This is a genomic window from Helicobacter typhlonius (assembly GCF_001460635.1).
Classification (GTDB): domain Bacteria; phylum Campylobacterota; class Campylobacteria; order Campylobacterales; family Helicobacteraceae; genus Helicobacter_C; species Helicobacter_C typhlonius.
This window is the reverse complement of the sequence record NZ_LN907858.1, coordinates 834,294-847,842: the sequence shown is the minus strand read 5'-3', so window position 1 is coordinate 847,842 and position 13,549 is coordinate 834,294. Positions and strand designations below refer to the sequence as shown.

The window sequence follows — 13,549 nt, the reverse complement described above, 5'->3', positions numbered from 1 at the left end:
GGACTTTAGATATTTTTAGAATTAAGAAGTTTGAGCTTACTTAACCGTTACAGGTTGTCCTGTAGCGGTGTAGCAATTACGTCCAAATAAAACAACACTCCAAGTAGAATATGAAATATTCACATTTTGAAGTGCATCAGATGGAAGCCCTTGCTTTGCAGCTACATCAAGTGCATTTGCCACAGCACCACTAATACGATTTTGTGTATTACCAACATCCCAGAACAAGATGCTTGTGATACAATCTTTCCCCTTTACCGTCTTGTCGGTTTTTTCCATTTTTACAGGAAGCGAACCTGTCGTAGCAACAGAAAAACGAGCGACATTATTAGAACAGCCTGCCAACAGCACAGCACCAAGCAATGTGCCAAAAAGTAATGATTTTGAAACCATTATTTCTCCCTTATGAAGTAGTATTTTGCTAAAAAAGCTTTAGAATACTACCCCCCGCTTAAATGTCAATAAAGGTAAAGAAATTTGTATATAAATTAACAAATGCAATTTTAAGTGAGAAAGAGAAAAATTTATCGTTGTGAGAGTTCGCGCACGATTTTTACAAGCTCTATGGCATTTTCTCGTGGTAAATCAGGGAGCATTCCGTGCCCGAGATTAAAAATATGTCCGGGTTTTTTACCCATCACTTCTAAAATATCCTTTACCCCTTGCCTCATAGATTCTACATTATAAAGCCTCGCGGGTTCTAAATTCCCTTGCAGGACATACTTTGCACCAAGCTTTTCCTTAGCAAGATTCATAGGCGTCCCCCAATCCACGCCAAACACATCAAATTCCCCATCAAGCTTATCTAAATATGTGCCAATGCCCTTAGGAAAAAGCATTACAGGGATATGCGGATATTTGCCCTTGATATATGCGGCAATATCTTTCATATATGCCCAGCTAAATTCCACATACGCCTCGCGCTCTAACGCCCCAGCCCAGCTATCAAAAATCTGCACCGCATTTGCCCCCGCTTGAATCTGTCTTTCCAAATAGATTTTAAGCTCATCGCTCAAACGCTCTAAAAGTGCTTTGAGAATCTGCGGCTGCTTATAAAGCATTGCTTTGCTTTTGGCATAAGTCTTACTCCCCTGCCCTTCAATCATATAAGTCGCAAGTGTCCAAGGAGAGCCACAAAATCCTATAAGTGCCTTATCTTTTGGCAGTCTCGCGCGAATACTACTCACGCTCTCATACACATAGCCGAGTTTATCCGCTCCGTTTGTGAGGCTCTGCACATCGTGTAAAGATTCTATCGTGCGTTTAAAATGTGGTCCCTCACCTGCCAAAAATTCAAGCTCTAGCCCCATTTCCATAGGAAGCACCAAAATATCGCTAAACAAAATAGCCGCATCTACATCTAAAATTTCGATGGGCTGCAGCGTTACCTCTGTGGCAAGTTCTACATTTTTGCATAAATCTAAAAAACTCCCCGCCTTTGCTCGTGTCGCTTTATACTCGCTCAAATACCGCCCAGCTTGACGCATAAGCCAAATAGGCGTATAAGGCGTTGGTTTCCTAAAACACGCATCGATAAAAATCATTTTTGCTCCTCTGCTTTGCTTTTATTATTTCCCATTTTCTTGCATTTCTATCCATTTTTGCGCAATACGCACCGCGTTTGTTGCCGCACCCACGCGAATTTGATCCGCACAGCACCATAAATGCAAAATATGCTTATCAAAATTATCCTCTCTCACCCTGCCTACATATGTTTGATCAGTTTCTGTAGTAAAAATAGGCATAGGATAGAGATTTTCTTGTGGAACATCACATAGCACGACACTTTCAGCCTTAGAGAGAATATCTTGGGCTTGTTTGGCGCTTACCTCATTTTCAAATTGAATCGTAAGAGATTCACTATGGCTACGTAATACAGGCACACGCACACAAGTCGCACTCACCGCAAAATCCGCGTGCATAATCTTATGTGTTTCATTAATCATTTTCATTTCTTCTTTTGTGTAGTCATTAGGCATAAATACATCAATATGTGGAATCACATTCAGCGCCAAGCGGTGCGGGAACTTCACTGATTCTACTTCATCAAGCTTGAAAGCAAAAAATGCTTGCATTTGCATTACAAGTTCCTCCATTGCGCTTTTGCCACCACCACTTGCCGCTTGATAAGTGCTCACATCAACGCGTTTGATTGCAAATGCCTTGTGTAAGGGGGCGAGAATATGCACCATTTGGATTGTAGAGCAATTAGGATTAGCGATAATCCCTCTCTTGTGCCAATGCGCGATGTCCTGCGGATTCACTTCTGGAACAACAAGCGGAATATCCTCTTGCATACGAAAATGACTTGTGTTATCAATCACCACCGCACCGGCTTTTGCCGCACTTTCTGCGTATTCTGCACTCACGGAGCCACCCGCGGAGAAAAAGGCAATCTCTATGCCCTCTTTTGCAAATACATCGTGGGTTGTCTCTAGAATCTTATAACTTCTCCCTTCAAATTCTACCTCTTTACCTACACTGCGCGCACTCGCTAATGGCACGACTTTGCCCACAGGGAATTTACACTCCTCCAACACACGAAAAATCTCTTCTCCTACTGCTCCACTCGCACCCACAACGCCAACAACATACTTTTTCAAATCCTGTCCCCTTAAGTTTAAAATAAGATGCAGTGTAGCAAGTTTTTTTAATATAATGGCTAATTTTAGAATCCTCTTATGTACCCTTGGGCTAAAAATGTTTCTAAAATATCCCTGTCTCCCTCGATTCGTAACTTTATACTTTGGGCTAGAAATTCGTCTTTATACACGCGCAACCCTCGCTTTTGTGCCTCATATTCACAGATTGAGAGTTGATTATAGGCAATTTCTAGCTCCACACAGCTACTAGACACAAAATCTTGCAACAAACTATGTGCCTTAGCACATTCTATGGCACTCTGCGTAGCAGCAGTATAAGCTCTCACAAGCCCACCAACGCCAAGAAGCTGCCCCCCAAAATAACGCACAATCACAATGCCAACATTGATAAGCTCCTCCCCGCGCAATACATTGAGGCTAGGCATACCGCTACTTCCGCGCGGCTCTTTATCATCATCAAAAGATTCAACGATGTGATTAAATTCATCAAAATGCCTACTCGCACTCACAAAATGCACCGCCTTTGTGTGCTTAGTGCGTAAAGTGTCTTTTATAGAGATAAATTCGGTAAAAGGCACGATGAAACTTAAAAACTTTGAGCCCTTAGATTCAAAACTACCCTCTGCTTGGGAAATAAGCATTCGCATTCTATTCTGCAAGTTTAAGATAATAGGTCATTTCCTTACCTTTGATTTCCATAAACTTACCTTTCCTATGTATAACAAAGTCGCCATTTAACCCACGAGTAAAGAAAAACTCATACGACATACTTTCAGCAGGGCTACACATACGGCGAGATGAGCCACTATCACTCATTTTGAGCTTTTTGCCCTTGAGTGTAAAACTCGCAAAGTAATTATTACATACACTCACGCCAAAAATACGATTTTCATCAATATCAAAAATCATTGAGGACTGAACTCCCTCCCAAATAGGCTCAAATTCGCGCCCATTTTTTAGGACAAATTTATACACATACCACTTTTCATCTCCTAAAAGCTGCTCCTCATTTTCCCGCTGCAAAACCTCAAGGAAGCAGCCGTTCATAAACACCAATAACAACACACAAATTAAACTTTTTTTAAATATTATTTTCTTATTTTTTTCCATTCTCCGCCCTAATCTGCCTCATCGCATTTTGTGATTTTGGTTTTGCTTTTCTTACAAACTTGAGGACTCTAAAGCACTTAGATTCTAAGCTGTTTGTAAGAAAAGCATTATAGAATCTCATTGCAAACAGCAAATAAAACTTGATGAAAATATCACATTTTAAAGGCTCCTAAGTGCATATTGATTTGCATAATCACACAACCCTTTGTCACCACGCCACAGGCACGATGGACGATTACATAGCACACGCTATACAGCAAAATATAAATGTTTTTGGATTTTCTTGCCACGCGCCTATGGCATTTGATGAAAAATATCGTATGAGTATGGCGGAGGTAGATATTTACTGCGCGAATATTAGGGAACTGCAAGAACGATACAAGGGTTGCATTGAGATTCTAAGCGCACTCGAAATGGATTATATCTTGCATAGGGAGGACTTAATAGAATCTAGGCTATTAACGCTCCCTTTTGATTATTTGATTGGCTCGGTGCATTTTTTGGATACTTGGGGCTTTGATAATCCCACCTTTATCGGCGAATATGCTAAACGCAACATAGGACAATGCTGGGACGAATATCTGGATTCTATTACTGCTATGGCACAAAGCGGGTTGTTTCAAATCGTGGGGCATTTGGATTTATTAAAAATCTTTGGACATACGCTTCCCGCGTCCGCTCTGCCAAAACTTGATAGGGCTTTAGAATCTATTGCCGACAATCATCTAGTAATCGAACTAAACGCCGCTGGGTGGCGCAAACCAATCAATGAATGCTATCCTAGCGAGATGATTTTGCAAAAGGCATTTGCAAGGGGCATTGAAATTACCTTTGGCTCTGATTCCCATACGTTAGAACATATTGGCTTTAGGTATGAAACCTTATGCGCACTCGCTAAGAAAGTGGGCTACACACAGGCTGTATATTTTAAGCAAAAAGAGGCGATAAGGGTGGAGTTTTAGCCCAAACGCCTAAATTCTGGCTAAGCCTAAAACGCCTCCCAAAATGCCTAATAGCCCTTAAACCCTATCAAACACAAAGTCCGCTAAAACTTGCAACCCTAGCCTAAAATCTACCGAGTCTAAAGCCAAAAGCAAAACAATTTGGATTCTTAAAATCGTGTATAGATTTTATTCTGTATATTCTGTGATACTTTTCTTAGAAGTGTGTCAATTGCCAACTATGCGCCATTTAGAGACATTGCAAAATCGGCAAAAAGAATAGGCTTAGCGAGGAATTATCGAATCTCACTCTAATCTTTTGCCCCATAAATATTTATAGAATCTAATGGCACTAGCTTAAGATTCTACTTGGATTCTAGTATGTCTTTTGCCATTTTTATTCTTGCTTTTTATTCGTATATGAATCTTCACTCAAACACCCTTAGCTTCCGCGCAAGTGTCAAAATTTCACAATTTGCTTCGCTTATAAATCCTTGCTAAAGCAACCCTACATCTTGCTTTTTACAAAGGCTTCCATTTCACTAACAATCTCCTCGATACTGCGCTCACCATTAATATTATGAAGCACTTTAGTCCCTGTGTAAAAGGCTCGTATATCCTCCAGTGGCGCGAGATATACCTGCATACGATTATTAAACACCTCGACATTATCATCAGCCCCTCTTGCGCGTCCCAGCACACGCTCACGCGCCACAGCCTCGCTTACCTGCACTTCTATTACACTCACAAGCTGCACTTGAGTTTGGGTTTTGAGCTTTTCATCTAGGGCTGTCATCTGCTCCACACTGCGCGGATAGCCATCGATAATAATTACATCTTTTGGCGCGTGAGATATGGCATTCACAATCGTGCTTACCACGATATCAAGTGGCACAAGATTGCCCTTGCTAATGAAGCTATCAATAATTTTGCCTTGCTCACTACCGCTTGCGACCTCCTCACGCAACAAATCTCCTGTAGAATAATGCACAATAGAATCTGTGTTATTTTTTGCGATAAATTGCGCATCTGTAGTCTTACCAGAGCCGGGCGCACCGATGATTAGAAACAATTTTTTCATTTTCTCTCCTTGGGGTAAAATACAAAATTAAGCAGGATTATACTTTATAGAATCTTAAGAGAATATACGAATAGCAAAGAGAAATAAATTTATAGAAATACTACCCCAAATACACAAAAATTCTAAACCTAGTGCAACTTTAGTAATTTTAAAGTAAAAAGATACGAAAATACGCCCCTTAAAATCCATAAAAGGCTATAAAAATGAAACAATTACAAGATAATTCTATTAAGGGCTTCGGTTCTCTCCTCTCGCACTTCAAAATTTCTCATTTTAAGTGTTTTGGATACTAGAGATGTTTGCACACATACACAAATGGCATCTAATTCTTGCCTTGTTAGCGTCTATTGAGCTTTTTGCCGATGAGTTTGACTATACTCAACTAGAACCACAAAGCACACAATCTTACTTTTATCAGCCCAGCAACAGAGCAGCATATCTAACTATTAGCACGGGTGCAGTGCTTGGTGGCACATTGGTGGGGGCTGGCGCACTTTATCTTATGCCCGAGTCTTTCACAAACTGGGATAGGTCTGAAATTGTAAATCTTAGCGCAAATTGGCGTAGAAAAACCGCACAGGGACCAGTTGTTGATGCCGATGATTGGTTTTTAAATTGGATTACACATCCGTATTGGGGTGCGGTGTATTATATGCAGCCGCGTGTAGCAGGGTTTAGCTGGGCTGAATCTACCCTATATAGCGTCCTCGCCTCTGCATTTTTTTGGGAATATGGCGTGGAAGCTTTCGCTGAAGTGCCTTCTTGGCAGGATTTAGTTGTTACCCCTGCGATTGGCTCGATTTTTGGGGAACTTTTTTATCGTGCCACACTCCACATACACGGAAATCAAGATAGACTTTTAGGCTCGAGGATACTTGGTAAAACTACCCTGCTCCTTATGGATCCAGTGGGGTTTTTAATACAAAATACCGGCTTGACGCGCGCCTTTGGTGTGCAAAACAAAAATGATATGCAGGGTATAATTGTGCCGCTTGGCGGTAAAAATGGCACGGGCTTACAAATGCAAGTAGTAATGAGATTTTAGGTGAGATGATAAATAAAATTTGCAAAGTGATCTTTTCTAAAATGCTCCCACGCTTGAAATTTGGTTTTTGAATAGTTTTAAAGTAGCCTAGACAAAAAAATGTCTTAAAGGTAAAGCCGCATATTATGATTTTAAAAGAGTAGAGATTGAAAACACTTATAGTTACTTCTTTAATCGGTGTCGCTATTGGGATTATTCAGTTTTTAGTAGTGCTTGGTCTTACGCTTAATATGGAAACAGGCGGTGCAAGTGGGATACCGCTTTTACTTTCTTTTCTCTTTGGCATACCCTTTTGCACTGCTGTTGGGCTTGTATTGGGCATATTTTTTCAAATTATTGTGAGTATAAGTTCCAAACAAAATCCCTTTAATGCGTTAAAAGATTATCTTGTGCTTATTGATTCCCAAAAGAGACTTGTTATTTTAGCCTCATATTCTCCATCTAATATGTCAAATCTTGTCCAATTTACCATAGAAAATAAAAAGAATGAAAATGAAAAAAGTGAAAATATCACTACCACAATGTATCAAAACGGAATCTGGGTAAGATGTGATTATAAGCTCTCTCCTAGTATTTTAAAAGCCGCTTTAAAGCTACAAACAGATATGGAAGATTTGCAATTACAACTTAAAAACCCTAAAAAAGATACAAAATCTATGCAAGATTCTATGCCTTCATTACATTTAGATTCTAATAATATAGAATCTTTTACTATCCTTAGTCCTAATGAAAAGATTCTTAATATTATAAAAAATCAACAAATCCTACCATTTATAGAAAATAATATGAATACAACCCTACAAAATTCTATCTATACCCTTAAAGCACAATACACGAGTAAGGTATCTATACAAATTATTAAAATCCTACTTGGCGTTATACTTTTTGCAATCCTTCTTTTTAATGGCATAAAATTCTATGAAAAAAGCAATTGGAGCGAGAATGCACTTGTCAATGCTGTGTATGAAAATGACATTCAAAGAGTAGAAAAGCTACTAAAAAAAGGAGCAGATATTAATAGAAACTATACAAAACCGCTCATTAGCAGTTCTTATGAATATGAAAAAGATTTTATTAAAAATAATGCTAATGCACTTGATGTTGCCCTCTACAATCAAAATACAGAGATACTTTTGCTCCTTTTAAACTCGGGGCAAACCCCAAAGATTCACGAAACAAGCATACAGAGTATTGTTGAGGTGCAAAATCTCCCAATACTACAACTTTTAGAAGAAAAAAATTTGCTTGATATTCAAAATGCTTACACATTGCATTCAGCAATGCAAAATGCAGAGATAGCAAGGATTGTCCTCTCACACGCTACAAAAGAGCTTATCCACTCAAGCAATCTCGCATACTATGCAACAAATAATTATAATGATGATGTAGAGATTCTTGCTTTACTTGTAGAATATGGCATAGATATCAATAAGGCAGATGATAAGCGCAATGCGCCTTTGCTTAATACTGCAAAACATCATCTTATCAATAAAATGCAATTTTTACTTCAAAATGGCGCAGATATTAATGTTCAAAATGAATATGGCGATGTGATTGATAATGCACTTTATCGTTTTTATAAAGAGAAAGAAAAGCAAAAAGCAAAAGCTATTTTAGAGATTCTTAAAAGTTATGGTAAAGTGCCAACTAATGATAATATAAGTAATGCAATACTTAGTCGTGAATCTACTTTTAGCACACTTGAGCGACTTAAGTTTTTTCGCTCCTTTGGCTTAGAATATAATATGGATAATCTCATCGCCGCTGTTATGGCAATAAAAGAATATGATACACCTAGAAAAGAACTTATAGAAGAAGTGCTTAATAACTCCAAGCTAAATCTTAATATGCCCGATAAAAATGGAGACTATCCGCTGCATTTTATAGGTGAATATTATGCCAAAGAGCGTGTAGAATTTCTACATCAAAAAGGTGCTAATCTCAATGTGCAAAATCACCTAGGTGAAACAATATTAATGAAATTTCTTAGAACAAATACTAGTGATAAGGGCAATATTATTCTCTATCTTTTAGACAATGGTGCAGATGTAAATCTTAAAAATAAAGAGGGGAAAACTGCACTTGACATTTTTAGAGAATCTTATAAGCCAAATGAATATTATCAAGGCTATAAAGAGCGAATTAAAACGAGACTTGAGGAGCTAAGTGAAAAGTAACTTAAGTAGTTTATAGGTGTTAAATTACTACTTCCATTTGAATCTATCCCGAGGTTTTATTTATGATATCACAAGGCTTATACAATTAATGCCCTTTACCTCGTTGATTATTTTGTTAATGATAATTCTATTGGATTCTGCTGTATCAATTTGATTTTATGCTCATTCCAAAAAGCTACATTTGCATTTGATAAGATGTTGTTTATTATATTCTTTTATCCATTTTTGATTAATCTTAATTGCTTCTTTGCTCTCATCAATGCCTATAAAGTTTCGCCCAAGCAAAAAAGATTCTCTCAAAAATCCTCCGCTTCCACAAAAGCAATCCATTACTAAGGAATCCACATTGGAGGACATTTGAATAATTCTTTTTAACATCGCATTATTTTTCTGTGTAGGATACATAGGGCTTTGCGTGTCTTTAAACTCCCAAATATCTTGAATCTTTTTACCCTTGCAATCTTTTGCATACACCTTTTTTCTAGGCACTCCATTTTTGCTCCACTCAATCAGTCCGGCTTTTTCTAGCTTATCTAACTCGTTTAAAGAGCAACGCCAATGTCTGCCCTCTGGAGGTTTTAAGCCATTCCATTCTTGTCCGCTTTCTCCCTTTTGCGTAACTCCGGGTGCGTGAAGCGGAATCGTAGTATAGTATCCTCTTTCATCTTGCTTTTTAAATCGTTTATGTAAATCATTTTTTGTGATTTCCTCACAAACTTCATTCCAAACATATTGATTGCTTTTTACATAAAATAAGATTCTATCTTTGATATTTCCATAGGCTTTGCGTTTGAAGTTTTTGGGATTGCATTTAATACGCGCAATATCACTAATAAAATGCTCTCTCCCAAAAATCTCATCACAGAGGATTTTGACATAATGTCCCACCTTATCATCAATGTGTAAAGACAGACTCCCTTTTTCACTCATTAATTCTTTGATTAAAATTAGACGATAGTAGAGAAATTCCAAATAAGATTCCAAATTAAATTTGTCTTTATATGCAATTTTTGAATCTAAACTTGCGCTCATCGTGCTTCCTAGTCTAAAGATATTATTTGTGGCAAAAGGAGGGTCAATATAGATTAAATCAATGCTATTTTTGAAGCTTTTAGCTTGATTTTGCAAGAGATTTTGCATAGCATTGAGGTTATCATCAAAAATAAGTAAATTTTTTTGATTGTAACTCCCTTGTAATTCTCTACTCAATGGGAGTTTTAGAAAATCTTGCGATAAAATCTAAGCCTTTTAGGCGAGTATAGCTTAATATTCCTTTGCAAATTTTTGCATAGCTGTATCTGAAACATTTATGATACAATCACACATAAAAATTCATTTTACCAAGTGAGGAAAAATCTTTATGCAAAGGACTGTAAATCTTTTAGAAATTTGCAATCTTTTTAAAGAAGAAGAATTACTATCGGACAAACATATTAAAGAATTTCTACAAATTCAAAATGTTAAAAAACACGAGATTCAAAGTTTATGTCTTTTATGTCAAGAGTTTAGAAAATTAAAAGATGAAAATTTTAATGTTTTTGAGGGCTATTACATTAACTACACTATTCCACAAATCGGAAAAGAATTTGATTTAGTTAGATTTGAAAAGAATAAAATTATTAATATTGAGTTAAAATTTGAGGAGATTGCAACCGATAAAATTCTTAAACAACTTCAGCGCAACTACCACTATTTTTCTCCTCTTAACAAAGAGATTCATTGTTATACCTTTGTGGCTACTCAAAAGAAACTCTATAAATATTTCAAGGGAGAATTGAAAGAAATTGAAACACCTAACTTACTCCAAGAACTTAGAGAGTTTGAAAGCGAACAAAGACATCCAGATACTTTATTTGCCCCAATTAATTATTTAATCTCTCCTTTTAACAATACACAATCATTTATCGATGAACAATATTTTTTAACTAACTATCAAGAACAAATCTGTAAGGAGATATTAGAAAAGATTCATCAAAAAAGTCATTATATATTTTCAATATCTGGTCAAGCTGGAACAGGAAAAACTCTGCTAACATATCACATTGCAAAAAAATTAATGAAACAAAGCTATAAAGTTGTAATTGTGCATTGTGCAAGTCTTAATGAAGGAATATATAAACTTAGAGATTTGAAGTGGAATATTTACCCAATCAAAGATTTTAATCATATTAAACAAATTCAAGCCGATATTATTATTGTTGATGAATCTCAAAGAATAAGCGTTAAACAGCTAAAAGAAATACTGCAAATAAAAGAAAATGGAATATTAATTTTTTCTCACGATGTTCATCAAAGACTTAACAGAGCTAACGAAGCAAAGGAAGTAACACAAGCAATTCAAAAAGTCGCAAAGGGAGCTGATTATAAATTAAAGAATAAAATTAGACACAATAAAGAAATTGCTTATTTCATTAAAAAAATATTTAATCCAAAAAATAAAGAATCTCAAGATTCAAAACCAAAGGAATTTAAAAATATATCCTTATACTACGCAAATAACTTACAAGATACGCAAGAATATGTTAATTTTTTAATTAAAGAAAAATGGAAATATATTTATCTCTCCACTAGTTTGCATACACAAGAAAAATTAAGCCAAGTTCAATTTTCTTCAGACACAAGCTCTCATCAAGCTATTGGACAAGAATGGGACAATATTGTTATAATAATTACTGAAGATTTCTACTATACAGAAGAAGGTAGATTAAGCTATAAAGCTAGAGCTTATTATAATCCCTTAGAAACACTATTTCAAGCCCTAACAAGAGTAAGAAAACGACTTAAGTTGATTATTATTAATAATCCTGATATTTATAAAAAGTGTGTGGAAATTCTATGTGAAAGCTAACTTTGATTTTGCTTAATAAAGTTTGAAAGTGATACCGCTTATATTACACACGATTAATATCTATTGTAAATAACCCCATACTTTCCAAAATCTTTAAATCATTAATTTTATTTTTTATTATTTCAAGATTTTTTTCTAATTCTCTCTTTCTGTTTATAGATATTTTTATAAACTCATTTTCTTTTTCTATGCCAATAAATTTTCTATTTAAAAGATTAGCGGCTATTCCTGTGGTAGAGCTTCCACTAAAAGGATCGCAAACAACAGAATCTCTGTCGCTTGCCATTAAAAGCAATCGTACCAAAAGGGCTAGAGGCTTTTGTGTTGGATGTTTGCCAAAGCTTTTCTCCCAAGGTGCAATGGCTGGAAAACTCCACACATCACGCATTTGTTTGTCTCCATTAAGTTTTTTTAAAATTTCATAATTAAAAATATGTTTATGTTTAGAGCTTTTTCTTGCCCAAATGATTTGTTCTGTTGAATGTGTGAGATAACGACAACTAAAATTTGGAGGAGGATTTGTCTTTTGCCAAGTGATGATATTTAAAATTTTAAAATCAAGTTTTTGCAAGATGCCACCTAAAGAAAAAATATTGTGATAAGTTCCGCTAATTAAAATACTCCCCGTATTTTTTAAAGCTTTTTTTGCATTGCTTATCCATTGTAAATTAAATTCATCAATATCACTGATATTTTCTCCCTTATCCCATTCGCCCTTATTCACACTTACAATTTTTCCACTTTGTATGCTTAAACCATCATTGGAGAGAAAATAGGGAGGATCAGCAAAAATTAGATCAAATTTATTTTCAAATTGAGGCAAAATCTCATTACAATCTCCTTGATAAAGCTTAAAAAGTTTATCTTCACTCATAAAAATAGGGTGAAAAACTTTGCTAGAATATGGTGTTTTCATTTTCTAACCTTTTGTATAAAATTACCTATATTGCTTAAATTATAGATTTCTACATATTTATAAGCTTCTTGAAGTTTGTTTTTGGCACTCAACCAACCTTTGCCATCAGTTATCCAAATAAATTCATAATTTGAAAATATTTCAAATTTTGGAGCTAAATCTTGATAGGCTCTCGCTACTTCATTAAGCTTACTTCCACCACCTGCATAAAAGTTAGATTCTATAAAATAATTTGTATCTTTGCCAAAAATAACAAAATCAAACTTTTTAATATCATCTCCAAAAGCTTGGTGTAAATCCTTAAAATTTCTAATATCAACTTGTTCTTCGAAACTTAATTGAGCATTAGCAAAAAGACTGCCAAGATAAGTTTCCATAGCCTTTCCGCTACGATTTTTTCTCGCATTACTATCAAGCCCAACTTCTATACCAAAAACGAAATCATTTAAATCTTTAATATTTCTATTGCAAAAAATTTGCTCCAAACCTGTTTGACAAATGAACTCATAAATTTTTTCACAATTTTCAAAATAAGAATTTAAAGGGTAAAAATTACCATCAACATCAAGCACCAAATCATTTCTATCTCTCACAGCAATGAGAATATTTAAAACACTAAAAGCTTTGGGATATTCTTCAAAAAGGCTTTTAATATAAATTTTTAGCTCTTGTGTATCTTTTCCAAGTAAAAAATTCAAATGATTTAAAGCTATGCTTATCTCATTTTTATTTTTGAGACATTTTTGCCAATCTACAAAAAAATCCAAAGTTCTATTGCTTGTTTGAAGGCTTTGTAAAAATTCATCAAAAGGTAGATTATTTTTCATT

The 13,549-nt window shown here is 35.5% G+C and carries 13 protein-coding genes; 4 read left to right on the top strand and 9 right to left on the bottom strand.

The features are described from left to right. Window positions 1-36: 36 nt before the first annotated feature. The 5 genes from BN2458_RS04170 to BN2458_RS04150 form a co-directional block, all read right to left on the bottom strand. The gene (locus tag BN2458_RS04170; RefSeq protein ID WP_231944855.1) at window positions 37-393 is read right to left on the bottom strand and encodes a hypothetical protein; all 357 of its coding nucleotides are present in this window, start codon (window positions 391-393) and stop codon (window positions 37-39) included. A 131-nt stretch (window positions 394-524) separates the two neighbouring features. After that, window positions 525-1,544 carry a uroporphyrinogen decarboxylase gene (gene hemE, locus BN2458_RS04165; protein ID WP_034342927.1) on the bottom strand — a complete coding sequence of 340 codons (1,020 nt, stop codon included), beginning with the start codon at window positions 1,542-1,544 and terminating at the stop codon, window positions 525-527. A gap of 24 nt (window positions 1,545-1,568) precedes the next feature. Continuing rightward, window positions 1,569-2,603, bottom strand: coding sequence for an aspartate-semialdehyde dehydrogenase (locus tag BN2458_RS04160; protein ID WP_034342929.1), 1,035 nt, complete (start codon window positions 2,601-2,603; stop codon window positions 1,569-1,571). A gap of 65 nt (window positions 2,604-2,668) precedes the next feature. Next, window positions 2,669-3,250 carry a YigZ family protein gene (locus BN2458_RS04155; RefSeq protein ID WP_034325774.1) on the bottom strand — a complete coding sequence of 194 codons (582 nt, stop codon included), beginning with the start codon at window positions 3,248-3,250 and terminating at the stop codon, window positions 2,669-2,671. Window position 3,251: 1 nt separating this feature from the next. Next, a complete protein-coding gene (locus tag BN2458_RS04150; RefSeq protein ID WP_034325775.1) occupies window positions 3,252-3,713 on the bottom strand; it encodes an META domain-containing protein in 462 nt (153 codons plus the stop codon). A gap of 173 nt (window positions 3,714-3,886) precedes the next feature. Between BN2458_RS04150 and BN2458_RS04145 the strand changes: the two genes are divergently transcribed. Continuing rightward, window positions 3,887-4,675: a histidinol-phosphatase gene (locus BN2458_RS04145; protein ID WP_034325776.1), complete on the top strand. Its 789-nt coding sequence runs from the start codon at window positions 3,887-3,889 to the stop codon at window positions 4,673-4,675. Between the two features lie 487 nt (window positions 4,676-5,162). Here BN2458_RS04145 and BN2458_RS04140 read toward each other — a convergent pair whose 3' ends face one another. Then, window positions 5,163-5,735, bottom strand: coding sequence for an adenylate kinase (locus BN2458_RS04140; RefSeq protein WP_034325777.1), 573 nt, complete (start codon window positions 5,733-5,735; stop codon window positions 5,163-5,165). Between the two features lie 334 nt (window positions 5,736-6,069). On the opposite strand from BN2458_RS04140, the gene BN2458_RS04135 reads away from it, so the two are divergent. Then, a complete protein-coding gene (locus tag BN2458_RS04135; RefSeq protein WP_231944854.1) occupies window positions 6,070-6,780 on the top strand; it encodes a DUF3943 domain-containing protein in 711 nt (236 codons plus the stop codon). Between the two features lie 146 nt (window positions 6,781-6,926). After that, a complete protein-coding gene (locus BN2458_RS04130) occupies window positions 6,927-8,957 on the top strand; it encodes an ankyrin repeat domain-containing protein (protein WP_034342930.1) in 2,031 nt (676 codons plus the stop codon). A 162-nt stretch (window positions 8,958-9,119) separates the two neighbouring features. On the opposite strand, the gene BN2458_RS04125 is transcribed toward BN2458_RS04130, so the two are convergent. Beyond that, window positions 9,120-10,166, bottom strand: coding sequence for a site-specific DNA-methyltransferase (locus BN2458_RS04125; protein ID WP_231944853.1), 1,047 nt, complete (start codon window positions 10,164-10,166; stop codon window positions 9,120-9,122). A gap of 151 nt (window positions 10,167-10,317) precedes the next feature. Here BN2458_RS04125 and BN2458_RS04120 point away from each other — a divergent pair, with 151 nt between their 5' ends. Next, window positions 10,318-11,805 carry an ATP-binding protein gene (locus BN2458_RS04120; protein WP_034342834.1) on the top strand — a complete coding sequence of 496 codons (1,488 nt, stop codon included), beginning with the start codon at window positions 10,318-10,320 and terminating at the stop codon, window positions 11,803-11,805. Between the two features lie 43 nt (window positions 11,806-11,848). Here BN2458_RS04120 and BN2458_RS04115 read toward each other — a convergent pair whose 3' ends face one another. Together BN2458_RS04115 and BN2458_RS04110 are read right to left on the bottom strand one after the other, a co-directional pair. After that, window positions 11,849-12,721, bottom strand: a complete 873-nt coding sequence (locus BN2458_RS04115) for a DNA-methyltransferase (protein WP_034342837.1) — start codon at window positions 12,719-12,721, stop codon at window positions 11,849-11,851. Continuing rightward, complete coding sequence (locus tag BN2458_RS04110; protein WP_034342839.1) at window positions 12,718-13,548, bottom strand: type II restriction endonuclease; 831 nt, start codon at window positions 13,546-13,548, stop codon at window positions 12,718-12,720. The genes BN2458_RS04115 and BN2458_RS04110 overlap by 4 nt, the downstream gene beginning before the upstream one ends. Between the last annotated feature and the right edge of the window lies 1 nt (window position 13,549).